Genomic DNA, 22,615 nt, shown 5'->3' with positions numbered 1-22,615 from the left:
GTTCAGCCAGAACAGTCCTTTGCGCATCGAAGTCCCCCGTGCCGAATCAACTCGGTGCGAGGGAATCAGAAACCGCTAATTAGGTACACACCCTAAGTCCTCTAGCAGAGCTGCTCTATCCGACCAGCAGGCCCCTTGATGGCTCGAGACCTGGAAGAAGGACCTGGGTCTTGGGTCAGCTCGATCCGTACAGAACCGTATCCGCTGCAATCTTACTGAGAATTTGTGCCCGGCTCAGCTTCTGATCCTCATCGGACGAACTTTGCTCAAATGAAATTCAGAAGGCAACCCATGGGGAAAGGGAATGGACCCATTTGACAACGACAACCCCTCCGCGGCTCTCATCAGTTACGTTGAGCCGCAGCAGGAAGAGACCACGCCGCAAGCAGACTTTGAGCTGCGGCTTAGAGAGAATGGGCCAGTCCTCCCAGCACTAGCTTCAGCCGGAGCTGGATCGAGCCGAACAGCCACGGATGGCAACCGGAGAGCGGCCCTCATCTCGCGGACCGAACGCTGCACAGCCGCATCCTTTGTAGAAGCGCGTGCTCGGCTCGCCACTACTCTGACCTGTGCGAACATCGTGGAACTCAAAAGAGAAATCGACCTGGCTGCGCAGACATCAACACCGTGGTCTGGAGCGACTGGACCCTTGGCCGGCGATGTGGACATTGGCCGCATTTACGACGACGTGGTGGCATCCTCATACGCAGAGCTGCAGCGTTTTCAAACCCACGAAAGCCATTGCAAGCCGCGCGCGATGGCCAACCAAAGCGCGATTGCTCATTTGCGTTCCATGGCGGCTTCGCGTTTCGACGCTGCCCCTTGGAATATCTGGGGAGGCCAACGACTCGATCTGGGTCGTGCAGCGGCAGAACACATGAGGGGCGACACCACTTCTTCACCCTTTGTGTCTCTGTCCGAGGAGGCCTCACAATTGCTCCTCTCGCCGGATGACGACAACGAGTATGGCGCCAAAGTGATCGCGGAAAATGCGAGTGAGTTGCACACGTACACCGTGCCGAGGATCACCGCTTGGACGGCCGAGGAGATCGTGAGTATTCTTGAGGACGGCACCGAGGATGATGAACCCGATCTGGCTTGGGTGAGCGACACCCCAACTGAGGAGCGCGAGGTATTGTTTTTGGGCGGGAATCTGGATGACTATCGGACCGCGAGCGGGTCGAATCCCTACCGAAAGTCGGAGAAAGAAAAATGAGGATGGGGGCTTAGCAAAATTATTTCGCCGTTTCCGATGCTCGGAAACTCGAAAGCAGCCTTCGCTCGATTATAATGCTTCCGGCAGCTGGCCATCGGGGAGCTGGCCGGGTATCGCACCTGGAAAATCAGAATTCACCGAAAGCCAGCACTGTCTTTACGTTCGGCACACTTGTCGTCCGATTCGAAAGGCACTTGCCGACCAATATTCATTCTAGCTTGCCAACGGCCGTCTCGGGCCATCACCGGCTCCCGCGAATGCCTGAAGCCGGAGAGTTGTTGGCGAAGCTTGGAGGCACGGCCCGCGAGAAGCTTCGCCTCTCGCGATCGACATACTCCAAAGCGAGGCCCTTCTGCCGCGCTAGGACATCCCTATGACCTGCTTTTTGATCCACGGCGAGCCTTACATCGCCGAACGCCTACCCGGTGGCCGCATTCTTCTCTTTCATCGGCGTCAATTTGGCTGACCGATTTGCTGTCGGCCGCTCACGCACCCGCTCAAGCTCCCGAATCCACTCGGATCGACTCTTTTTGCAATCAGAATCGCTTCCCAACGAGAATTAAGACCGTGAACAAACCGAGTAGCGGCGATTCACAGCACGATCTCTAGCAGGATGGTTCAATCACCCTCCGCCTGCATTCGGTAGCGCGGAAGTTTCAAAGGAAAGAACGGGGACGAAAGATACGAGCGCATCCCGCGGCGGCAGCGAGCTGAGCGAGATGATCGCGAGCCCGCCACTTAGTCAAGTTGGGAATACGCGCCCTCACAGGCCCGCAAAGGGTATGGGGACGTACCTTGCCCGACCCATGTGGAGCGTTCAACTGAAACGCCTTGGCTCGAACCCGTACAATGACAGCCCGCACCGCCGATCCTCCGATCGCTGAGACCGAATGAATATCGGCGGCGCACATGACTTACCTTGGTCGACCAGCATCAAGTTAGCACAAGTCGATCCTACTCAAGCAAAAAGACGGCCAGAAATTCTCTGAGTGTCCCGAGATCGAGACAACCCGTGTCATACCCGAAGGCCTCCACACGATCGAAGGATCATCTCCTCGGACCGCCCTTCCGCTCTCAGTGCTCTTCGTTACCAGATGAACTTTGCGCCATCCGGCAGTTCGCAGATAAATTCGCCCTGGTTCACGAGCTCCGTAGTTCCGACAACGAGCTTCGAGGCCCGCACTGTCAGCTTGCCTTCGCGGCTAAGGCTATGGCGGATGTACTCAGTCACCGCATGTCCAGAGCTGTCAACCGTTTGATGAGCATTGGCGAAACTGATTCCGTTCTGGACCGTCACCCTGAATGCATTGATAACTAGACCGGCCTGCGCGGCCGATGCAGGCTTGCCGCCCTCCACCGCGTTACAGCGGCTCATGTCCAGTATGAGCTTCACATTCTTTCCCGCCTGCAGGGCATTGAGCACCTCGGTGTATTTCGACGAAGGTTCCTCGGCTCTCGCCAGAGCGCCAACGCTCGCGACTGAAAGCAATGATAACAGGACGGTCAGTCCTTCGCTGATAGTCTTCATATTCTCTTCCCTCCATTGCAGCCTACGTTTTCCCGAGGCCGTGCTCGCAAATTGCTTGGATTTCATTCGCAAGCACGCTCGCGCTCGAACAAAAAGCCGCCTCACGCAATCCGGCGCAAGTAGTTGTGACGGCCATTCCAACATCACAACCTCGTAGGTTAGGTTTCTAAAGGTCTTCGCGCTTGGAAATCACGAAACGACTAGGTCGCGCTGGTCGACTACAGGGCCGCGTCAGCGAGGAGATGCAGCCGTCCACGTCTGCAGAAGCATACAATCGACCAAAGAACGCCTCGATCATCCGTATGCCCTTGCTTGTCCATCCTGTTCTGCAAGGGTTGTCTGCCCTGCGCAACCCGTCTGCAACAAGGTCGTGGAGCGAATGCGCCGCAGCGGCCGAGAAACCTGATCTCAGCCTAATCGAATCAGCAATGCTAAAAGCAACAGGGCGGCGGTTGAGTTAAATAACCTCTTTCCAATCGGTCAGCTTCTCGAAAGCTGCAACTGCGACAGTCAACGGCGGCGGGCGGCACATGGAAGCGAGAAACACGAGATGAATGTTGATCCACGGAATGCCGCAGAAAATTCTTTAGGGGTTCAGCAGCCGCATTCCGTCGGTCGACAGCAGGGCCAGCTTAGCGCCCACACCAGCTCAAAGACGAGTTCAGAAGCTCAAGCGAGCTTTGAGCAGCAGCTGAAGGACTTGGCGCTAGACGATTTGGATTCGCCCAATCCAAGCTCGGAGGCGGTTTCCTTCGCGGTAGATTCCGCGACCACCCGGCCCTCGTCTTCTCCAAACGAGGCGAAGTCGGAATCCAGTCGCTATCCAGCTTCATCATTCGTTAGTTCACGCGCTCAGCTAGCCGCCACATTGACCGGCGCCAATCTTGAAGCACTACGGAACGAAATCGCACTCGCGGAGCAGCAAGCAGCACGGTGGTCGTCGGCGAGCGAACCTGCCATCGATCGAGACCGCGTATTCGACGTTGTCGCGGGGTCGTCATATGTCATACTGCGGCGTTTCCAGAATCAGGACACTGATTGCAAGCCGCATACGGAAGATGACATGACCGCAATATCTCATGTGCGAAACACGGCTCGGGATCATTCTTCGGTTGGAGATCCTCTGGAGCGATATCCGATGGATAGGGCACGCCAGGCTGGATGGCATATGCGCGGCAAGACAACGGTTTCTCCATTCGTGTCTTTGGTCGAAGACCCTTCCAAACTGACCGTTTCGCGTGACCACTGGGCAAGAGCGATAGCGCACAATGCTAATACGCTGCACACTTATGCGGTACCCAAATCCGCGGTCTGGACACCCGACGACGTCCTGAGCAGTATTGCCATTGGAATGAACACGGAGGACCAGGATAACGTCGACGCGGACCTGGATCTGATGTGCTCACTGGGCAGAACGCCGACGCGTGAGACCGAGCGCTTATTCATGGGCGGCAATTTGGAGAGCTACCGGATCTATAGCGAAGGCAACCCCTACAAGCGGAAAGTGGAAAGAAATGACTAGGTAAGTGGCGAGCGCGCAGTACTCGGACATTCCGTGTTCTCAGCAGACACTACCCTAGCCCGCGCTGTGCCGTCTCACGACATAGATAGTCGTCTCGCGATTACGTCACGGCAACTCCGCGCCAAGGATAAAGCGCACAGACATCCAAAGAGGTCGCCGGCGCTTCCTGGAGGAACGCGCACCGCTCATCGCCGCAACGCGAAGACTTAGGTGTTTCGATTTGGCCGACTTCGCACCGATGGCCGCCGCACATCCGAGAGATCGGAGGCTCGAGCGGCAACGCGGATCATGATCTCTTCGCAGTTTTACGACGGCGGCAGCCTATCTATCAAGGGAGCCGAAGTTCGATCGCACCAATGGCGAAGGTCGAGAGAGAATAGCTCCGCCGCAAGTCATGTAATCGCACATTCCTGTATTCGCTGCTTGGATGTGTTCCATCAAAACAATTGATTTTTCCCTTTTTATCCAAAGGTCCCATAATCGGCCGCGATCTATGGAGACAGTGTTCAAGAATGTTGTGCGGCAATCCATTCCTTTCTAACGCTCTGGCGCTTGACGCGGCCAGCGCGCTCGCGCGTCCGTCGCAAAGATTCGATTTCCCGCTTCACATAGGAACATTGGTTGGCTCGTCAGCGACTGCTCAGCAAAAATGGCAATGACGGGCTTGACCTAACCAGCGGGGCATTACGTCGCAAGGGCCAGCAAGGACGACTGCCGTGGCCATTGTCGCCTGCAGTTCGAGCGGCGCGACCGGCTCGATTAAATGCTTGTGACATGGCGAGAGACGCGAGCAGTAGTTAGAGCTTAATAGTCTGGCCCGGACTGTGTCGCCCTCGCCTAAGAATGCTTGCGGCTTCGAGAATGCTACAGCCAATCGCCAAAGGTACTTGAATCTCACCCAGCGTCAGATTGTAGGATTTCCGACAGACCGCGACACAGCCCTCCAACGCGTGAACCGTTCCTGACAGGTAGCAAGATTGCGAACATCTCAAGATCAGCAAAGTCCGCCACTCCGCGCTGCTGCTATATTTCCCTCGCTTGCTGCGGTTCGAGATCGCTTGTGTGGGGAGCAGAGCACCCAGCGCTACTACTTTGGCATCAAGAGGAGGCGCCGCGCGAGGAATTAGCTGCGATCTCCATCTCGCCTCCGTCGAGCACTATGCTACGTCAAAATCGACAGTACCATCATTCTAGTGTCGTACAGATCTATCTCGAGCGTCCTCTACAAGCCGAATACTGCATTGGTCGCTCGAATCGTACATCTCGGCCCGTGAAATCATCGCCAGATGCTCTTCTGAGGCTGATGCCTTTGCATTGGCGCGATCTCCACGACATGTCGCCTCAACTGCCCAGCAAGATGCGCCTAGGACCCAACACATTCGGAAAGTTTCTAACATGTCGGTTTCGCCCTTTCGTTCGGCCAAAACTCCGATCGTCTTTCGCACTTTGGCTTCGGCTGCGCTACCCGCCGCTATTTGCACTGAGGGCCACCCGTCAAGGCGTGGAAGAGGGGCTGTGACCAGTCTACAATTCTCTCGGCAGGCTGCCGCGGCTTTGATTTCTTTAAACAGGATTAGACCTTTCGCAGGCACCCGGGGCATGCCCAGTAGCGCCGACCGCGTTAAAAAGCGGTCAACAGTCGAGCCGATGACGAAAGCTTGGCAAGTTATGATGGCCTCTCGACATATTCCGCCGTCTAGTTTCGAGTTCTTTGTATTCACATCAGTGCAACCGCTTCTCTGTTCCATCGAACCCTTGGTCGATAGTGACGTGCTCAGGTCGTAGCGTGGTTGGACGAAAGGCGATGCAATGCGAGTTCTGTTGGTTGACAATCACGCGGACTTCGTCCGCGACGTGAAGGACGAACTGCTAAATTGCGGCTTCGCCGTTGACGTAACACGCACGCTGGATGAGGCCGCGGCGGCGCTCGATTGCGCGAATTACCACATGGTCCTGCTCGAGTTGGCCTTGCCAGATGGAGACGGATTGGACTGGCTGAGGCAGTTGCGGCGTGACGGGCGGTCTATGCCGACTTTGATGATGAGCGATTTCAATGACCTCAGTCAGCGGATTGCCATCTTCAATGCCGGCGCGGATGATTTTCTGCCCAAGCCCGTGTCCATCGACGAACTCATTGCTCGCATGCGGGCTCTTCTGCGACGGTCAACGCAGATGACAGCGCCCGTGGTGACATTCGGGAATTTGCACTTTGATCCCATCGCGAGACAAGTCTCCGTCGGGGGTCAAGTACTGAGAATCGCGCGGCGCGAAGTGTGCATTCTTGAGCATCTGCTCAGCCGCGCGGGCCGTACCGTGCCGCGCACATCGCTCGAAGATAGCTTATATGCATTTGACGACGAGGTCTCGACCAATGCACTGGAGGTCGGGATTTATCGCTTACGTACGCATTTGAGCCAGGCGGGCGCAACGCTCAGGATCAAGACCGCTCGCGGTGTCGGCTACACCCTTGAACTCATTGGCGCAGCATCGGCTGCATAGCCGATCCAACTTCGAAAGCAACACCCCTTGAAGTCCTTTAACATGGACCACAGCTCCGATGAGCCGTCGATGGTCGCCAGCGGCTCCTACCGTGTCGCGCTCCGCCGCCTCGCCGGCGCCGTGTGCGCGGCTGCTCTGCTATTTCCACTTGCTGTCAAAGCTCAGACAAATGGCAATGGAGAATCGCCACGTGCTGCGCCTAGCAGCAACACTGGCACACTCAGTCTTATCTCCTCGCAAGGTAAGACAGTTCATCTGAACGGACCGGCAGCAAGCATCTTCGTTGCCGATCCCGCAATTGCTGATTATCAGGCACCGTCGAACACGACGATTTTTGTATTTGGCAAGAAGTCCGGACGGACCAGTCTATTCGCCTTGAACGACAAGGGAGAGGCACTGGCCGAGCTGCGCGTTGTTGTTACCCAACCGATTGAGGATCTGCGAGCCGCACTTAAGGCCGAGGTCGGCGACTATCCGATCCAGGTCAGCTATACCCCGCGCGGCGCGATCCTTAGCGGTACAGCACCCAGTGCCGACGTTGTCGAGCTGGCCAGGAAGGTTACTGAGCAGTTCCTTGGGGCCGGCGCATTGGTTGTCAATAAGATCCAGGTCGCCGGCTCGTTGCAGGTGAATCTCAGCGTAAGGGTGGCGGAGGTCTCGCGCAGCGCGGTCAAAGATCTCAATATCAACTTCAGCGCCTCGGGACCAAACGGGGCTTTCCTGGTCACCGGCAAATCGGGCGGCTCCAGCACGGTGGCCGGCGGCGGCACGATCGGGATTGGGTTTAGCGCAGGGAAAGCGAATTTAAGCGCTGTTCTCGACGCGCTCGCGAGCGAACATCTCGCCTCAATTCTGGCTGAGCCGAATCTGACAGCAATGTCGGGCGAAGCCGCAAGCTTCCTTGCCGGAGGCGAATTTCCCATTCCGGTGATGCAGGACAACCGACAGGTTTCGGTCCAATTTCGCCAGTTCGGCGTGAGCCTCGAGTTCGTTCCGACAGTTCTCAACAATAATCAGATCAATGTCCGCGTGAAGCCCGAAGTCAGCGAACTCTCGACCGAAGGCGAGGTCAAGATCAACGGCATGGCCGTCCCTGCCCTCTCGACTCGGCGGGCGAGCACCGTGGTCGAGCTCGGCAGCGGTCAGAGCTTTGCAATCGGCGGCCTCATCAGGCGGAACTTCAACACCGATATCGACGAGTTTCCCTGGCTCGGCGATGTGCCGATCCTGGGCGCGCTTTTCCGCTCGTCATCGTTTCAAAAACGTGAAACTGAGCTGGTCATTATTGTCACGCCCTACATCGTGCGGCCCGGACCGAATCCGAACCGAATGAGTGCTCCTAGCGAGCGCATCTCACCGCCTTCAGACGCGGGGCGGATTTTGACGAACACGGTCGCCAAGCCGCCGCGAGACCGCGATGCGCCTCGCGCCGGCGCACCAGGATTGACCGGCAGCACCGGCTTTATTATCGAATGAGGGTCGCTAAAAAATGACTTTGCGATATCTGTGCTACCCCATCGTTGTTGGAGCGACATTGGGGGGCTGCGCCAATACTGCTTCGATCCATCCAGCGCCGGCGGAGCAAGAGATCAAGGTCGAGCAGAAGAGTAGCGTGATGTTCCTGCAGAGCCTACATGGCCCCGAACGGCATCGGCTGCGAAGCTTTATTACAGCGACTAGTCGGGGCCGGCGGGATGCCCTCCATGTCGGTATCATCGGCCCCCCAAAACTCGTTGCACAGGTCGCCCACGAGGTTCGCGCCATGGGGGTTGCCAGCTACAACATCCGCCTGTTTGCTTCTCGTATGGATTTGCCGGCGAGTTCCGGGGTAAGGATCGAAGCCATCACCTTCGAAGCCCATCCTCCGGTCTGCCCTTCGCTCTCGATCGTCGGTCCTACAGTGAACGACAATTCGTTCAGTCCAACCATTGGTTGCTCAGTCCGAAACAACCTTGCGGTCATAATCAATGACCCGGGCGACTTGTTAGGTAATGACGCTGTCATGCCGACCAGTGGTGATCGTGCAGTGCTTCCCATCACCGCACGTGGGACCACGACGTCGGACAATAGGAGCAATTTGGACGATGAAACGCGTAATAAGGTTGCGCCAGAAAACCAATAAGCGGCTCGTGAGACCCGAGCAGCATGACCGTTGGTTGGCATTCTTGTCCGTCAGTCTTCGAATTGTAGACGAGCGTCCCGGAATCCAATTTGCTCGGGTGTTTTCTGGGGATCGTGCCGCTTGCAGATCAGGTTCTTGGACGGCGGGGTCGTTGACTAGAGAATTGACCCATAGCTGGTTGGTACGGGCGCTAAACAAGGCCGGCGGCAAAGACTGCCTTTGCAACCCCCTCGAAAAACTCCATCGGAACGGCCTTGCCCATTGCACCTTTTCGGATCAGCTGACGCGCCAACACATGGTCCTTGACAATGGTCAGACGCCGGGCGCGCGCCTCCGCCAGTAGCTGTGAGGCCGTTTCGCCCTCACCGCGGCACACCAGTACCGGGACGCCGGTCTCGCCCCGAACATAGCGCAGCCCAATCAATGTATCTCGTCCCCACAGTATCACTGTCGCCCGATGGATTCCGAGCGGAGACTCGCTCGCCGACTCCCGGCGCAGCCTGCGGTGTTCACCTTTGATCTGCGGATTACCATCCTGTTCCTTAGACTCACGTTTGGCTTCGCTCCGCGACATGCGCATGTCTCGCAAGAACAACCAACGCTGAATGAGCAGATCGGTCAAGCCGCCAATCAGAAGAGCGCCGGCAGCAATGGAGATCAGCACTTTAATCTCCGCAAAGACAAAACCAAAGCAGCTCAAATCGCAGACCGGCAAGTATACCAGTGCCCTCCAACTTGCGAGCACGGTGAAAACGAACGTACCGCCAAGAACCAACACTTTGACGATGGACTTTCCAAGCTCGACAACCGAGCGCTGGGAGACAATCCGCTTCAGCCCTTTGACGGGGTCCAATTTCTCAAGGCTGGGTTTAAGCGGCTCGACCGAAATCGTCAGCCCGCCTCCGGCCAAGACACCGGCCAGAATCGCTGCAAAGACCGCGGCACCCAGGATGGGAGCCGCGGCAGTTATAGAAAGATCCAACAATCCGACCAACGCCTGCCGGACCGCAGTGTTGAAAGGCTGTTCCTGCAGCTTGTCGATTACCCGCACCGCTTCGAACCATCCGTCTTCGATCGGGCCCGCCCTGAAGCAGAGGCAGCCGAAAGCAGCGCAAAGGCTTGCCGCAGTCACAAAGTCGGCGCTGCGCGGGCTCTGCCCTTTCTTGCGCGCGTCCCTCAGCTTCTTCTGGCTTGGTGGAAGGTTCTTCTCTTCGCTCGTGTCGTTCATCTCAAGAACTTCTCGAGCCACTCGAGCACGCCATCGAACCGACTGATCTCTGCTCCCATATAGTGGATCAGGAAGACGGCATAGCTGACTATAATGATGCCAAAGGCAGCATTTTTGATGGTCGGAGAGAGATCGTTCAGCTTGATTTGCGGCGCAAAGCGCCCGAGCAGCATGAGGGATACGTCGATCAGAACCAGCAGAGCCAAGACGGGCCCGGCGACCACGAGCGTCGTACGCATGACATGGTCGAGAAGCCCGATAAACTCCATGGCCCCTTTGGGGGTCACAGGGGGTAGCAGCCGATACACGGGCCAGATCAGATAACTTCCATAGAGGCATCTGACCATAGTCTGCAGACCCCCTGATACGACGAAAATCGTGATCGCCGCAGTTCCGAGAAAGAGCCCCATCGGGGCGGTTTGACTGCGTGTGCCAGGATCGTCCACCTGGCTGGAGACGCCGCGCTGGGTATCAATGATGTCACCAACAGCCTGGATGCTCCAAAGCGGTATACTAAGGAGAAAACCGAACAGCAGGCCGATAAACATCTCTTTCAAACCCAGGAGGGAGACCGCAATCATACGAGTGCTCGGATCTAGCGTCTGCAAGCCATTCCTGATCTGCATCAAGCAAGGTAATCCAAGCACAACCGTCACGCTTGCGCGGATAATCCCGCCAATGTGCGGTCGCGTGAATACTGGAAGGACGAGCATAATTCCGAGCGCGCGGGCCGCGCCAAGGCCGGCCGCAACGACGAACTCGACAGCTGTCTGAATAAGAGCTTGCGTATCGGTGGGTGACAAAGCATCCATCTGAGCTCAGCTCGTGGTTATATCAGCCAATGTAAGGTTGCCTCGGCTCGCCACATGTGAGTCAAGAACTCTGCAGATCTCGTGTCCCAGAGGCCGGAAAGCGACAGGCCTCCCACAAGGCAGATGACTTCGGCTTCAACTGTCCACACATCTATAGCCATCCGGAGCAGAGGTATGACTGTTCGATGAGAGCACCGGCGGACTCGCGCTGCTGCGCGGCTGACGAACCAGGCTTCGTCCACTCTCACCGGTCGCAGCGCTGAGTGGAGATCCGAGGGCCTCGAAGCTTTCATCAATCTCACCATTCTATGGCGATCGGTCTCGAGTGGCACCTTCATTCGCAGGCTCATTCACCAGAACCCCAGACTCGTTGATTCGCTTGCAATCAAAGCGATTCGTCCGTTCACTGCTCGACAACTCGCCAGGCAGATGCATCGAGGATCAGGTTCAGCAGGGACTTCGCCTAACTCGAATGAATAGCAATTCCAATGGGATCATTCTTCCTCCGAATACTGCTGGCTTACGGCGCTGAACACGGCAGTTCGGATATCTATCCGTCTCATGCTAGACAGGCGAGCTTTCGATAACCTGACTAACTCGTCCTCCTGTGCTTCATAATGAAGGCCGACAAACGCGCGCCGTAGCTAAACTTTGCAAGCCTTGCGTTCCGCGCACTAATACCTCGCTGTGAGCGAGGGAAACTCAGTGAAAATATGCTGGGCTTGCTCGATCAGCGGCGCGCTCAGCACCGGAGCAAACAGAACGAGCACGGCGACGACGACGAGAAGCTTCACGGTGAGCGGCAAGGTTTGATCCTGGAGCTGAGTTGCTGCCTGCACGATGCCGATACCCAATCCGGCCACGAGGGCTGCCAGGAGCGGCGGTAGAACCCAGATCATGAACAGGACCAGTGATCGGCTCAAGTGGGTGAGGATGCTGGCCTCGTCCATCTCAACTCCCCGGAGACGCGTAGCTTAAGACTAACCCGTGCATGAGCCGCGACCAGCCATCGATCGTGACGAACAGAAAGAGCTTGAAAGGAACGGATATCATTGTTGGTGAAACCATTGACATGCCCATGGCCATCAGAATTGTCGTCACAATCAGGTCAATTGTGATGAACGGAAGATAGAGAAGGAAGCCGATTTCGAACGCACGCTTAAGCTCCGAAATCAAAAACGACGGCACGAGGATCGCAAAATCATCGGCTGTTGCGTTGGCGCGCATCTCCTCCGACCAGATATGTTCCGTCGATGACAGGAAGAACGTGCGCTGCTCCTCAGTGGTGAATTTTTTGAGATGGGCGCGCAGCGGCTCGCTGCCCTCTTTGACGGCGGTCAACCAGTCGTCGGCGGTTTGGTAACGAAGTTGCGTATCCGTGACGCGGTTGTAGGTTTGCTCGAATACCGGGGCGCCTATGAACACCGTAAGGATCAATGCAGCGCCATACAGAACGATGTTCGGTGGTATGGACTGAGTGCCGAGCGCGTTGCGGACCAGGAAGAGAACGACGGAAACCTTGATGAACGCCGTTGTTGTGACGACCGCGAACGCCAGCAGCCCAAGGCCGGCGGTCGCCGCAACAAGCGCAAGGATGCTAGGTTGAATGTCAACCATTGACCGCCAACTTGCTACGTAACCGGATGCCCAACTCTTCTCCGACACGTACGATGTCGCCCCGGCCGATCAATTGACCATTGGCAACAATATCGACCGGGCAGTCGGCCGGCCGCCCAAACTCGAACACGTGCCCCTCGTTGATGCTTCTCAATGTACCCAGCGGGATGGGCCACCGGCCGCATTCAAACACAAGCGTGATCTCAACACTGTCGAGGTCGGCTTCCGAGGGCGGAATTGCTTGCTCAGCTTGGGGGCGTATGGTCATATTTGCGCACCTTAGAGGATTGGACTGCAGGCGGAATGGTCCTCGAAGGATAAGTCTGTCGCCCGCGGCCTGCGCGGGCGCCCACAACTTGTCCGCCGCGAGGATGAGCTGGCTACGGGCAAAAGGAATGACGTCGGGCAGCAGTGCGTCGCCGCGCTGTGCTTGGCGAAGAAGCTTGATGGGCGCGCGCAGCGAGCCAATCTCTCTCGCAATTACAACCGGCAACTCCGAAGGAATATTGCATAAATCTCGCGGTAATTGGCCGATCAACTCGCCCAAGGCACGAAACGCAGACGGAACCGGACCGTCAAGAGGCGCGAACAAGAACAGGCGGGCCTTGGCCGCCAGCGGCCCGAAAGTAACATCGAGCTCCAAATAGGGGTCTTTGGCCTTTGCGTCTTCGACGCGGATCAGCTGCAAATTTTGCGCGAGCACGATCTCTAATGGGGCGAGCCAGGGTTCCAGCGCAAGTTCGAGAAGAAGCGAACGGGTTGGGTCAGACGGTAAAGTAAGGCCATTCTGGACCGTTGAAATCAGTGCCTCGATGAGGGGGCGGGGCAGGGACAACACAGTGGTCTGTCCTCCGGCGCAAAATACGCAGTCGAGCATCGACATGGCATATGGCTCGGCCCGCCAAACGAGCCGGCTCATACGGATCAATAGCGTCCTATCGCCAATGCGGCTGCGCAAAACCGTGCGGGGTGCGGCGATATCGTTGAGCCACGAGACCACAACATGCGACAGCTTTGCCGCTGGCTGAAATAGTGCGAGTTCACCCACGGCATTTACCGACAGTTTCCACGGGTGCAGCTCGCGACTTAATAAGCGAACCAGCCATCAGTTTGAGCCACCCACCGCCTGGCTGCGCGAATTACCCATGTATCTGAGCAAGACCTCATCGTCGGCATCGATTTCGGCTGCCAACTCCGAGCGGACAGTGGTGGTGCGCTGGATATCACCCTCAATCTCCCGCCATTTCTGACTGGCCGCCGAACGCTTGGCCCAAATGGCCCGCGCCTCGTTCACCGCTCGCTGGGCTTGCTCATGCGCGATGCGCGCCTGCTCACGCTCCTGGCGTGCCGATTCGATCTCTGCTGCCAGCCGCCCAAGGACGAGTTGACAGCGACGATCGAGCTCGGTCACGGACATCGTCTCGAGCGACGCCAACTCCTGATAAAGTTCACTTTCGACCTTGGCACGACGATTCTCCGCGCTTTTAAGATTCTCAACCGCCCGCTGCAGCGCTTCGAGCGAAATTTGGCGTCTGGCTTCAATGTTCGACAATTCACGAACGGCGTTTCGCTCTCTCATGTCTTTCACCAATCGCAATTTCGACGCTTGCATGAGATTCAGGCCGTCAGACGCGACATCCATGAAATGGTCTCCTCAAAGTTAGACGGCTCGTCCTGTCCCTGGCGTAAGAATCCACGCAGTTCCTCGATTGAATCGATTGCCAGATCAGTCAGCGGATCGCCGCCCACCTTGTATTCACCCACCTTGATCAAGAACTCTGCATCATTGTAGCGCGAGAGCAGATCGCGGAAGACGGATGCCGCCTTGCGATGTGGACCAGAGGCAACCGCATCCATGACACGACTTCGGCTCGACAGCACGTCGATGGCGGGAAAATGCTCTCGCGAGGCCAGCGCGCGCGAAAGGATGATATGACCATCGAGAATGCCGCGCGACTCTTCGGCGATCGGATCGCCTGTGCCGTCACCTTCAACAAGCACGGTATAGAATGCCGTGATCGAGCCCCGCTCGCCCATACCGGCTCGCTCTAGCAGACCGGGAAGCAGAGCAAAGACGGAAGGAGGAAAACCGCGCCGGGTGGGGGGTTCTCCGGCGGCAAGGCCGATTTCGCGCATCGCACGGCTAAAGCGCGTCAGCGAGTCCATCATCAGAACCACCCGCAGGCCTTGATCACGAAAATACTCAGCGAGTGCGGTCGCCATATGAGCGCATTGCGCCCGCTCCATTGCCGATCGATCGGATGTCTCGACGACAACGATCGTACGAGCGAGGGCATCTCCAATATGACGTTGGATGAATTCACGCACCTCGCGTCCACGCTCTCCTATGAGCGCAACCACGGTGACATCTGCGGCCGCGCCTTTTACAATTTGCGACATCAAAGTCGACTTACCGCAACCGGCATCTCCATAGATTCCGATCCGCTGACCTTCGCCACACGTCAGAAGTCCGTCCAGCACGCGAACGCCGAGTGGAAACGGCTGCTCGATGCCACGCCGCCTCATCGGGTTGGGCGCCTTGCCGCGGAGCGGACAGGTGTCGACCGTCTTTATCGGCCCCTTGCCATCGAGTGGACGGCCGAAGCTATCGATAACGCGGCCGAGCAGGTCGGGCCCGACTGACACTTCCTGCATGCGCCCGGTCGGGAGCACCTCCGCGCGGTGGGACAAGCCTACCATATCGCCGATGGGCGTCAGCAGCACCCCGTCCGGCAGCAAACCGATGACTTCCGCCTCAAGTGACCATCCGGAAGCGTGATCCTGCAACAGGCAAAGTTCGCCAACACGGGCCCCTGGCAACACGGCATGGAGCAGGGTGCCGATCGCACGCGTAATCCGTCCCCGCACGGCACGCGTATCGAGATCCTTTGCCGCGAATCTTAGAGATGCTAACGCCGCATGCACATCCCCTTCTCCGGCCGCTTGATCATGGCCTGATCCTTGAGTCGTCACAGATAGTTTTCCTGAGAAGATGGATCGAGGCCGAGACGCAATGTGCGGACCTGCGCGGCGAGTCCTAAATCGACATTGCCGAACTCACTCCACAGAACGCACTGGTCGGGCCCCACGGCCGGGTCCGGATTAATTCTGACTTTCGGCCGACCATCCGTTCCATCGAACGCCAGAAATGTATGTCTTAGTGCATCAGCGTTCATAGGAGACACGTGAAGGCATACTTCTGCGCTGCCATATCTTTGCTCGACGGCGTGACGAACGGCCCTTACCAACATCTCACCTGGATCAAAGGAGCCCAATAAATTGGCCAATATCTCAGTGACGAGCTGTGGCAACTCCTGTTGCAGAGCGGCTTTTCGCCGTGCCAGATCGGAAGCAGCTCGGGCGATCAGCTGTGCCATTTCGTCGGAGCCTGACTTCAGACCCTCCTGATGGCCGCGCTCTCGCTCCTGCTGATAGGCTTTCCTTGCCCAACAACGAACCTGCCGCAGGTATCGCTCGGCTAGCGCACGCGTCTGCACAGCGTCGTACCAGATGCCAAGTTCCGCGGCGGGTATGAGTGGACCAAGCGGTCGTATCCTGGGGCTATCTGGCAAGACTGTTTCATTGTCCGTCATGCCGCTGGCTCCTCCGTGGCCAAGTGGGCCACCACCAAAGTCAGCAACCGACCCGCTGAGTTATAATGTTCGGCTGCTGGGGATTCGGCGCTAGTCCCCACAGGTAAGCGGAAAAGAACGCGCACACGGTCAAGCTTTGACGTCTCCTTGAGCCAAGCGCCAAGGCAGGCATATCCGTCATGCTCAATCTGGCTCGCCAGCTTCTGCGGGTCGTCAATGGATGTGGTTGCGACACCGCTGGACAAGTGTCGGATTGCGAAAGCATGTGCTTCCGCGCCAATATTTTCGATCAGAATTGCTACATCCTGCCTTGACACAAACTTCAGCACCGAACGGGCATGCCAGATACTCCCAGCGAGCAGCGCCGCCCGACGTGGATCATGCCCGAGCAGGACGTCCCTACCCCAGTCGGTTCCGTTCGAGACCAGCTCATTGCCTAGTAGCAATTCGACGAGTCTTTGCTGCAGCCTGCCAGTCTTCTGCAACTGCAGCACTGTGTCGGGCGACAGGAGCCCATCAAGGTGGCCGGCAAACCGGCTGGGATGGATTAAAGCGGCAAGCCCGCGCAGGCGATCGGAACGCGGGTTGAGTGAATAATTTGGGTCACTGGATGCCATCGATACGGACCTGCTGCCACTATTTCGGATCGGAGGAGAGCTTTTTGCCAGCGGACCGGACCACTGGCTTGCCGACGTCTCTGCCAAGACTTGTCACTTTGCGCCAGGATTGACGCAGCCGTTGCCCACGCGCGCTCAGCAGCAAAGATAGAATGCCCAACGCGGCGAGCGCACCTCCTGCGCCGATCGCGATGTGGGTTGCGATCAACTTGGTTGGTTCGGCGGAAACTGCCGCTGGCACGACGGAGACCTCATGCTGAGCCCGCTCAACCGGCACGAACACGACCGCCACCTTGTCGTATGATAGACCCTCGATGCTGTTGGCGACGAGCATCTTGATCTGCGGTAGCAGGGCAGAGAGCTTCGCGTTGGAGGCGTGTCGAATAAACACCGACGCCGAGGACGGAGTTGCATCCTGTCGCAAAAGATCATTCTTCGGCAGAACGACATGAACACGGGCGGAAAGAACCCCATCGATATCATTGATCGTGCGCGACAATTCTTCGCTGAGAGCATAGACGTACCGGGCTCGCTCCTCAACGGGAGAGGCAACAAGGCCCGCACCCTTGAACACCTCACCAAGGCTCTTGAAGGGTTGGCGCGGCAGGCCCTGGTCATTCAGCAGATCGATCGAGTAGGCGAGCTGCTTTTCTTCCACCTGAATTGTGCTGGTGCCATCCTTACCGACGACACGGCTGGCATCGACGCCTTTGCTCAGGAGCAACCCAAGCATCTCGTTAGCTTCGCGCTCCTGAACTTTCGTATACAGATCAGCTTTGCAACCGGCGAGGATCACTAAGAGCGGCAACAGGACGAGAGCATAATTCCGCCTTCCTGCGGGACAGCCGTTCCTGATCTTGTCTTTCGTTAAGACAGCCAAGGGCCCGCTCAACCCGCCGATAGAAGCTTGTTCAGAGATGAACTAACAGCACCTGTCCCCTTGGAGAGGAGCGACACCTGGATGACTCCGTTGTAAACGCCCCGCAGATTCGCCAGCGCCGATTCGAAATGATCCGCACCTTCCGGTTTTCCCGCTGGATGTACCTCGATTTGCTGCCCGCGCAAGACAGGTTGCGCTGCCGGCCCAAGCTGCAGACTCTTGGTAGCATCAGGCACGTCGACGATCGGCGGGGAGACTGAACTCGAGGCAAACGGTGTGACCTGGTGCATAGCAGAAATGCTCTGAAGGACGCGATCGCCGAGCGGACTTGCCGGCGTCACTGCGCGCTGCACTTCCGGCAGCGATCGAGCCGACGCGGGCTCGGCCACAGAAGAAGCAGTGCCCTGGTTCGAGGCCGCCTGCGCAAGACTCTCGTCGAACTGGGCACGTACCGGCGAACATCCGTCGGAGGCGCACTCGACGGAATTGGAAGAGACCGACTTAATGCCGAACAACATGGAGGAAATCATTGCTGTCCTGTAGTGAGAAGTGCCATTTGTTCAAACGAATGGGCGGCACCTTAGAAAAGCAAGCTGACCAAAAACTGACGAGGAGCTGCCATCTAATGATCACGGTCCACTTCCAATCTGGGATGAAGCATCGGCTTCCATCCGACGCCTCGTTCTCATGTGTAAAATAGCAGGAATGCTCATCTCATCCATAGGACTGCACAACTTGAAGAAAGTTCTCTATGCTGGTGTTCTTATTTCCTTGGGCGTCGTTGAGGCGCTCGGCGCTCCCTTGGCGCTGCCGTCGACGCCCTATAGTTACACAGTTCTGGATCAGGACCTCGCGGCAGCACTGCAGGAATTCGGCAACAACCTAAATATCAGGGTCAATGTCAGCGCCGGGGTGAAGGGGCGGATTCGCGGGCGAATGCCCGATCTCCCACCGCGAGATTTCCTCGAACGGTTGATCAACTTGTACAATCTCCAATGGTACTACGATGGGCTGGTGCTCTACGTATCCGACGCTCATGAGGCGCAGAGCCGCCTTTTGCTCTTGAGCCCAATCAACTTTGATGCATTTAAGGCGGCACTCGATGCACTCAACATCTCAGACGAGCGTTACATTGTGAGAACGGTGCCGGGAGATGGCCTCGTCTTCGCCTCTGGTCCACCCCGCTTTGTCGCGCTTGTGGAGCAAACACTCAAAGGACTTGTGGCGGAGGCACAGGCACGACGAAACCCGAGCGGCAGCGAAAAGCCACCGCACGACTCGGTTTTGATGCTATTTCGGGGATCTTCCAGCGTGGTCGTTCGCGAAGGACAACCGAATGACGCTCCTTCGCCGGAGGCATCACATAAAGAGGGGTTGGTCCACACACCCGATTCAACTAACAAATGACTTCTGTTTATGCCTTGTAGTCGCGTTCGAAAGCTACTGCTGCAACTGTCAGAGCTCGGATGTGTAGATGGCCGATGCCGCAGGACGACGCAATAAACGTTCAGGCCGCAGCCGGTGCGAACCAGACTCCTGGCCAGCAGCAGCGGCAGCGGCGCTTTTTAGTGCCTCACGCGAGCTTTTGAACAACTCTACGAATCCGTCATGCAAACGAGCTTTGTCGCATAAGAATGAAAGCCACTCCCGTGTTCAAAGGGAGGAACAGGATGGAATTGAACGTACTAAGCCCGGCGGACAACAGCCCAGCGCCCCATTCGTCCTCGTCGCGCCGGTCTAAGGAAGTTTGAGCGTGAACTAATGGATTGCTTGAAACAGCGGAACCTGATTTGGCAGGAACTCGGAGGCAGATCATCCCGTACCGAGCCATCAGCGAGCGGTCCGATTCCCAACAGCCGATCGCTCAAGGCCGCGGACGCCTCCGATTTCGCAACGACCTATTTGGCAAGTTCTAGATCCTTGGCTAATGGCAGGCCGGGTTACCTCACGCTGGACCGTCTCAAGCTGAGTCCACGTTGCGCGCACTGGTTGCTCCGCTGTAAATTGGAAATTTCGCCGTGGCGAAATGTCGTCGCGTCAGACCGAGTGGTTCTTCACTGGCCAAACTGCAACGTATGCTCTGATCGCAATGCTAAGAAACCGCGATCTTATACCGATGGCACCTACCAGATGAGCCACATACCGAATGATCGTATCAATTGACTAGATAATCTAGTCCGACGAAATCCTTCCGGATCGAAGCTCAGCTGTGCTTGGCATCTACTTGCCATCATGCTTGGCCGCTTAGCGAGTGTTCGTTCGGACCGACAATCAAAGGGCAGTATCCAGCGATGGCCTGAGATAAATAACCTTCTCGCACTCGGCCATGCGAGGCACCAGCCAGAGTAGTTGGCGCGGAGGCGCGAGCGATCGGGCACAGCACGCAAGCCGATTCCGATATCGAGATTCCATTGCTGTCTTTCACACCATCATTTTGCGTCCCGTTGTGAAAAATCTGAGCGCCGTCAGCTTTTGGAAAGCTAATCAAACCTATCATGCAGCGCGAATATCTAGGGGCGATGTGCCTATAGATTGCAGCGGAACAGAGCGCTGAGGGGCCCGCGGAGCAATCGGAAGCAAGCGGTAGGAGCATCGAAGGCTATCGATATTTCTTGCTCGTTGTTCGTCGCGGCTCTCGGTCTGCGCCACATGACAGGCTTGTGGTGCACTCTCAAACCAGAGGACGTATGATGTCAGTCAACAACTTATCGCTAACTGCCAGCTCGACTTTATCCGGGCTGACCCCCGGCCCCTCATCGGCACGAGATTTTTCAAACTTCCAGGCGATGCTGGCTAGTTTCTCGTCGCAAGACAAGACCGATGATCGTTCCGCGCCGCAGGATCCGGGCGCTGCAGCCTCAGCTAAGCAGTTAACGGAGGAACTCACGCAAGAGGTGCGGAACATTCTCCCACCGGAGATCAAGGCCGCACTGGACGCATGTCAATCGGCTCCAGAGCCATCCTCCCCGGAGTCCTCCTCCGCTGCAAGCGCCCCAAAGATTGCAGAGGCACCCGTGCAAAGCTCCAGGATTACGTGGAACAGCGGCACACTGACTGATTCCGAGCTGCAGATTGTGTCAGTGCTGAACCGACACAAAGACAAATGCCCGCTGGATTGGAAATCTCTTGGAGATTTGGCCAACGATCCCTCCACACCGCCCGATCTAAAGGCGGCAATTGAGGCTCTGCAACAGGACCCAGAGCTCTTCTATGCGATAGGCTCGCAAGGTGACGGCCGCTGTGGCGGAAAGATCAAAGCAAATGATCTCTCCGGCTTCTCCGATCACCATCCCCAGGTTGCTGCGTACCAGGAGCAGCGAGCAAAGAGCTATACGCAAAACTACATCCCTTCCGACGGCACCGGGAATGGCGAGCCATCGGTTATGACCAAGACCGATGCATTGCGCGAGCTCTATCGGTATTCCGACAACCTGCCTAAGAACTTGAGCCTCGCGGATTTCAAGCAAATCGTCGACGGCGAAGCGAAAAGTGGCAAATGCCCGCCACAAGTCCTCGCGGCCGCTCAATACTTCCTCGACCATCCGGATGAATGGAAGCAGCTGTATGGTGGCACCATAGATAAGGTCCACAAAGAGGACTTCCTGCAGGTTGCTTCATCATCGATGAATCTCACGCAAGCCGAGCTCGACACCCTCAAAACGATCAGCAAGAACCAAAACGCTTTCTTCGGGAAGGGCGACCTGACCCGGGAGAAGCTGATGAGTATGGTCGATGATAAAAGCCTCGCGCCCGAGGTACGAAAGGCGGCCTCCCAGCTGCTCTCCGATCCTGTGTTGTTCGGGGTGATGAACAACGCGATTACGGGCTACAAGACCCACCACAAGTTCTTCGACTTCGGCGGGGGGCATACGGTCGATTCCGGCAACATCAGCAACAGCGACTTCAACCAGTTCTTCAAAAACATGTCGGACGCCAACCGTACCGTTCACCAGGTGAAGACGCATGGCGCCAGGACGCCTGCCGAGCAAGACGCGGTCGCGGACATGACGATGGGCTTGGCAGATCAACCCGACATCAAGTCTGCCAAAAAGAACGGTGGCGCCTTCATGCACGCACTTAACGACGTGCTCAAAGTTGGCTCCAAGGTACTCGACTGGGCCGCGACAGCAGTTGGTGTACTTGGCTTCATTCCAGGCTTGGGTGAATTAGCCGATCTGGGGTCAATGATATTAGAAGCCGAGGCGCAAGCTGCAAATCTTCTTCACACTGCGATCAGTGGCGGTAACCTAAAGCAAGCGCTGGAAGAAGCCGGGCTGAGCCTTGCGGCACAGGCGGTGGGCTGCATCGCCGGACCTGAGGTCAAATTAGCAATGCGAGAAGGCTTGGTGAAGAAGGCTATTCAAGAAGCTGCGACGGCCGGCATCAACCTGCCCGTTTCCGTGGCCCAGTCCTACGCGGAGGATTATCTGAATAGCCTAAAGGCCCGTATCGAGTCCGAGCGCTTGCAAGCTGCAGGCGCTTACGCTTAGGCCGAGAGACGCTATCCTCTCATCACGCTGGAAACTGAGCTTGCGCGGCCTCCCGCGCGGTTGGGCCTCTCTGCCGAGCAGCAGGTGGCGCAAGCTCTACCGCCCCCGGAATCCAGAGAGCTTATTTCGGCACTTCACTGCGCAAGTATGTTGGCCGCACTCGCTCGCCCGGGTCCGACTTCAAACCCAGTCTGCCGCTGACGCCCCCTGTCAACACACGATGCATTGAAATTGTGCGACAGACTGGCCGCAGCCGCCATGCCGGTCGATTGCGCAAGGATCGCGAGCACATTGGTCGCGATCGGTAGGACCCGAAGGGCTCTTTGTCGAGCCGCAGGCTCCTAATCAGTCTCCGTGAAAGATCGCGATTGACGGATCTGCCATGAGCCCGCCCAGGCCCGATGGACCGCCCCTAAATCGGCCGTCACTCTGACTGTCCGCCTCACTCCCGAACAGGTCAAGCTCCGTGCCTGGCTCCAAGCAAATTGCTG

Annotated in this window: 19 protein-coding genes; 7 read left to right on the top strand and 12 right to left on the bottom strand. The window is 57.2% G+C overall.

Annotated elements, in window-relative coordinates; translation table 11 throughout:
- Positions 1-304 precede the first annotated feature (304 nt).
- Positions 305-1,216, top strand: coding sequence for a hypothetical protein (locus GGD61_RS35205; RefSeq protein WP_183232043.1), 912 nt, complete (start codon positions 305-307; stop codon positions 1,214-1,216).
- A 1,087-nt stretch (positions 1,217-2,303) separates the two neighbouring features.
- Here the strand turns inward: GGD61_RS35205 and GGD61_RS35200 are convergent.
- The gene (locus GGD61_RS35200) at positions 2,304-2,744 is read right to left on the bottom strand and encodes a VirK family protein (protein ID WP_183232042.1); all 441 of its coding nucleotides are present in this window, start codon (positions 2,742-2,744) and stop codon (positions 2,304-2,306) included.
- 550 nt (positions 2,745-3,294) lie between these two features.
- Here GGD61_RS35200 and GGD61_RS35195 point away from each other — a divergent pair.
- The 4 genes from GGD61_RS35195 to GGD61_RS35180 all read left to right on the top strand — a co-directional run bounded on the left by GGD61_RS35195 (position 3,295) and on the right by GGD61_RS35180 (position 8,887).
- Positions 3,295-4,266 carry a hypothetical protein gene (locus GGD61_RS35195; protein ID WP_183232041.1) on the top strand — a complete coding sequence of 324 codons (972 nt, stop codon included), beginning with the start codon at positions 3,295-3,297 and terminating at the stop codon, positions 4,264-4,266.
- A 1,809-nt stretch (positions 4,267-6,075) separates the two neighbouring features.
- The gene (locus tag GGD61_RS35190; protein ID WP_183232040.1) at positions 6,076-6,765 is read left to right on the top strand and encodes a response regulator transcription factor; all 690 of its coding nucleotides are present in this window, start codon (positions 6,076-6,078) and stop codon (positions 6,763-6,765) included.
- Between the two features lie 69 nt (positions 6,766-6,834).
- Entirely contained in the window at positions 6,835-8,241 is a 1,407-nt protein-coding gene (locus GGD61_RS35185; RefSeq protein WP_246786129.1) for a type II and III secretion system protein family protein, read from the top strand.
- 13 nt (positions 8,242-8,254) lie between these two features.
- A complete protein-coding gene (locus tag GGD61_RS35180) occupies positions 8,255-8,887 on the top strand; it encodes a CpaD family pilus assembly lipoprotein (RefSeq protein WP_183232039.1) in 633 nt (210 codons plus the stop codon).
- A gap of 190 nt (positions 8,888-9,077) precedes the next feature.
- Here the strand turns inward: GGD61_RS35180 and GGD61_RS35175 are convergent, their stop codons facing one another.
- The 11 genes from GGD61_RS35175 to GGD61_RS35125 all read right to left on the bottom strand — a co-directional run bounded on the left by GGD61_RS35175 (position 9,078) and on the right by GGD61_RS35125 (position 18,164).
- Positions 9,078-10,115 carry an EscU/YscU/HrcU family type III secretion system export apparatus switch protein gene (locus GGD61_RS35175; protein ID WP_183232038.1) on the bottom strand — a complete coding sequence of 346 codons (1,038 nt, stop codon included), beginning with the start codon at positions 10,113-10,115 and terminating at the stop codon, positions 9,078-9,080.
- Complete coding sequence (gene sctT / locus GGD61_RS35170; RefSeq protein ID WP_183232037.1) at positions 10,112-10,927, bottom strand: type III secretion system export apparatus subunit SctT; 816 nt, start codon at positions 10,925-10,927, stop codon at positions 10,112-10,114. The genes GGD61_RS35175 and sctT overlap by 4 nt, the downstream gene beginning before the upstream one ends.
- A 674-nt stretch (positions 10,928-11,601) precedes the next feature.
- On the bottom strand, positions 11,602-11,877 hold the full coding sequence (locus tag GGD61_RS35165; protein ID WP_183232036.1) for an EscS/YscS/HrcS family type III secretion system export apparatus protein: 276 nt from the start codon (positions 11,875-11,877) through the stop codon (positions 11,602-11,604).
- 1 nt (position 11,878) lies between these two features.
- Positions 11,879-12,544, bottom strand: coding sequence for a type III secretion system export apparatus subunit SctR (gene sctR / locus GGD61_RS35160; RefSeq protein ID WP_183232035.1), 666 nt, complete (start codon positions 12,542-12,544; stop codon positions 11,879-11,881).
- Positions 12,537-13,592 (bottom strand): type III secretion system cytoplasmic ring protein SctQ, encoded by a 1,056-nt coding sequence (gene sctQ, locus GGD61_RS35155; protein WP_183232034.1) that lies wholly within the window; start codon positions 13,590-13,592, stop codon positions 12,537-12,539. The genes sctR and sctQ overlap by 8 nt, the downstream gene beginning before the upstream one ends.
- A gap of 57 nt (positions 13,593-13,649) precedes the next feature.
- Positions 13,650-14,186 carry a hypothetical protein gene (locus GGD61_RS35150; RefSeq protein ID WP_183232033.1) on the bottom strand — a complete coding sequence of 179 codons (537 nt, stop codon included), beginning with the start codon at positions 14,184-14,186 and terminating at the stop codon, positions 13,650-13,652.
- The gene (sctN, locus tag GGD61_RS35145) at positions 14,162-15,517 is read right to left on the bottom strand and encodes a type III secretion system ATPase SctN (protein WP_312012779.1); all 1,356 of its coding nucleotides are present in this window, start codon (positions 15,515-15,517) and stop codon (positions 14,162-14,164) included. Before sctN ends, GGD61_RS35150 begins: the two co-directional genes overlap by 25 nt.
- A complete protein-coding gene (sctL, locus tag GGD61_RS35140) occupies positions 15,514-16,137 on the bottom strand; it encodes a type III secretion system stator protein SctL (RefSeq protein WP_183232032.1) in 624 nt (207 codons plus the stop codon). Before sctL ends, sctN begins: the two co-directional genes overlap by 4 nt.
- Positions 16,134-16,754, bottom strand: coding sequence for a nodulation protein NolU (locus GGD61_RS35135; RefSeq protein WP_183232031.1), 621 nt, complete (start codon positions 16,752-16,754; stop codon positions 16,134-16,136). Before GGD61_RS35135 ends, sctL begins: the two co-directional genes overlap by 4 nt.
- Before the next feature lie 19 nt (positions 16,755-16,773).
- Complete coding sequence (sctJ, locus tag GGD61_RS35130; RefSeq protein ID WP_312012780.1) at positions 16,774-17,610, bottom strand: type III secretion system inner membrane ring lipoprotein SctJ; 837 nt, start codon at positions 17,608-17,610, stop codon at positions 16,774-16,776.
- A 32-nt stretch (positions 17,611-17,642) separates the two neighbouring features.
- Positions 17,643-18,164 carry a nodulation protein NolB gene (locus tag GGD61_RS35125; protein ID WP_246786126.1) on the bottom strand — a complete coding sequence of 174 codons (522 nt, stop codon included), beginning with the start codon at positions 18,162-18,164 and terminating at the stop codon, positions 17,643-17,645.
- A 175-nt stretch (positions 18,165-18,339) separates the two neighbouring features.
- Between GGD61_RS35125 and GGD61_RS35120 the strand changes: the two genes are divergently transcribed.
- Positions 18,340-19,041 (top strand): secretin N-terminal domain-containing protein, encoded by a 702-nt coding sequence (locus GGD61_RS35120; RefSeq protein ID WP_246786125.1) that lies wholly within the window; start codon positions 18,340-18,342, stop codon positions 19,039-19,041.
- A gap of 1,283 nt (positions 19,042-20,324) precedes the next feature.
- Positions 20,325-22,124, top strand: coding sequence for an HrpF/NolX family T3SS translocon protein (locus GGD61_RS35115; protein WP_246786128.1), 1,800 nt, complete (start codon positions 20,325-20,327; stop codon positions 22,122-22,124).
- Positions 22,125-22,615 lie beyond the last annotated feature (491 nt).

The organism is Bradyrhizobium sp. SBR1B (genome assembly GCF_014198205.1).
Taxonomy (GTDB): domain Bacteria; phylum Pseudomonadota; class Alphaproteobacteria; order Rhizobiales; family Xanthobacteraceae; genus Bradyrhizobium.
Note: the sequence above shows the minus strand (reverse complement) of the source record. Positions and strands in the feature narration are given on the sequence as shown.

Excerpts from the sequence above, each read along its gene's own strand:
- GGD61_RS35205 (WP_183232043.1), top strand. The coding sequence starts at position 305 with ATGGACCCATTTGACAACGACAACCCCTCCGCGGCTCTCATCAGTTAC.
- GGD61_RS35200 (WP_183232042.1), bottom strand. The coding sequence starts at position 2,744 with ATGAAGACTATCAGCGAAGGACTGACCGTCCTGTTATCATTGCTTTCA.
- GGD61_RS35195 (WP_183232041.1), top strand. The coding sequence starts at position 3,295 with ATGAATGTTGATCCACGGAATGCCGCAGAAAATTCTTTAGGGGTTCAG.
- GGD61_RS35190 (WP_183232040.1), top strand. The coding sequence starts at position 6,076 with ATGCGAGTTCTGTTGGTTGACAATCACGCGGACTTCGTCCGCGACGTG.
- GGD61_RS35185 (WP_246786129.1), top strand. The coding sequence starts at position 6,835 with ATGGTCGCCAGCGGCTCCTACCGTGTCGCGCTCCGCCGCCTCGCCGGC.
- GGD61_RS35180 (WP_183232039.1), top strand. The coding sequence starts at position 8,255 with ATGACTTTGCGATATCTGTGCTACCCCATCGTTGTTGGAGCGACATTG.
- GGD61_RS35175 (WP_183232038.1), bottom strand. The coding sequence starts at position 10,115 with ATGAACGACACGAGCGAAGAGAAGAACCTTCCACCAAGCCAGAAGAAG.
- sctT (WP_183232037.1), bottom strand. The coding sequence starts at position 10,927 with ATGGATGCTTTGTCACCCACCGATACGCAAGCTCTTATTCAGACAGCT.
- GGD61_RS35165 (WP_183232036.1), bottom strand. The coding sequence starts at position 11,877 with ATGGACGAGGCCAGCATCCTCACCCACTTGAGCCGATCACTGGTCCTG.
- sctR (WP_183232035.1), bottom strand. The coding sequence starts at position 12,544 with ATGGTTGACATTCAACCTAGCATCCTTGCGCTTGTTGCGGCGACCGCC.
- GGD61_RS35150 (WP_183232033.1), bottom strand. The coding sequence starts at position 14,186 with ATGGATGTCGCGTCTGACGGCCTGAATCTCATGCAAGCGTCGAAATTG.
- sctL (WP_183232032.1), bottom strand. The coding sequence starts at position 16,137 with ATGACGGACAATGAAACAGTCTTGCCAGATAGCCCCAGGATACGACCG.
- GGD61_RS35135 (WP_183232031.1), bottom strand. The coding sequence starts at position 16,754 with ATGGCATCCAGTGACCCAAATTATTCACTCAACCCGCGTTCCGATCGC.
- GGD61_RS35125 (WP_246786126.1), bottom strand. The coding sequence starts at position 18,164 with ATGATTTCCTCCATGTTGTTCGGCATTAAGTCGGTCTCTTCCAATTCC.
- GGD61_RS35120 (WP_246786125.1), top strand. The coding sequence starts at position 18,340 with ATGCTCATCTCATCCATAGGACTGCACAACTTGAAGAAAGTTCTCTAT.
- GGD61_RS35115 (WP_246786128.1), top strand. The coding sequence starts at position 20,325 with ATGTCAGTCAACAACTTATCGCTAACTGCCAGCTCGACTTTATCCGGG.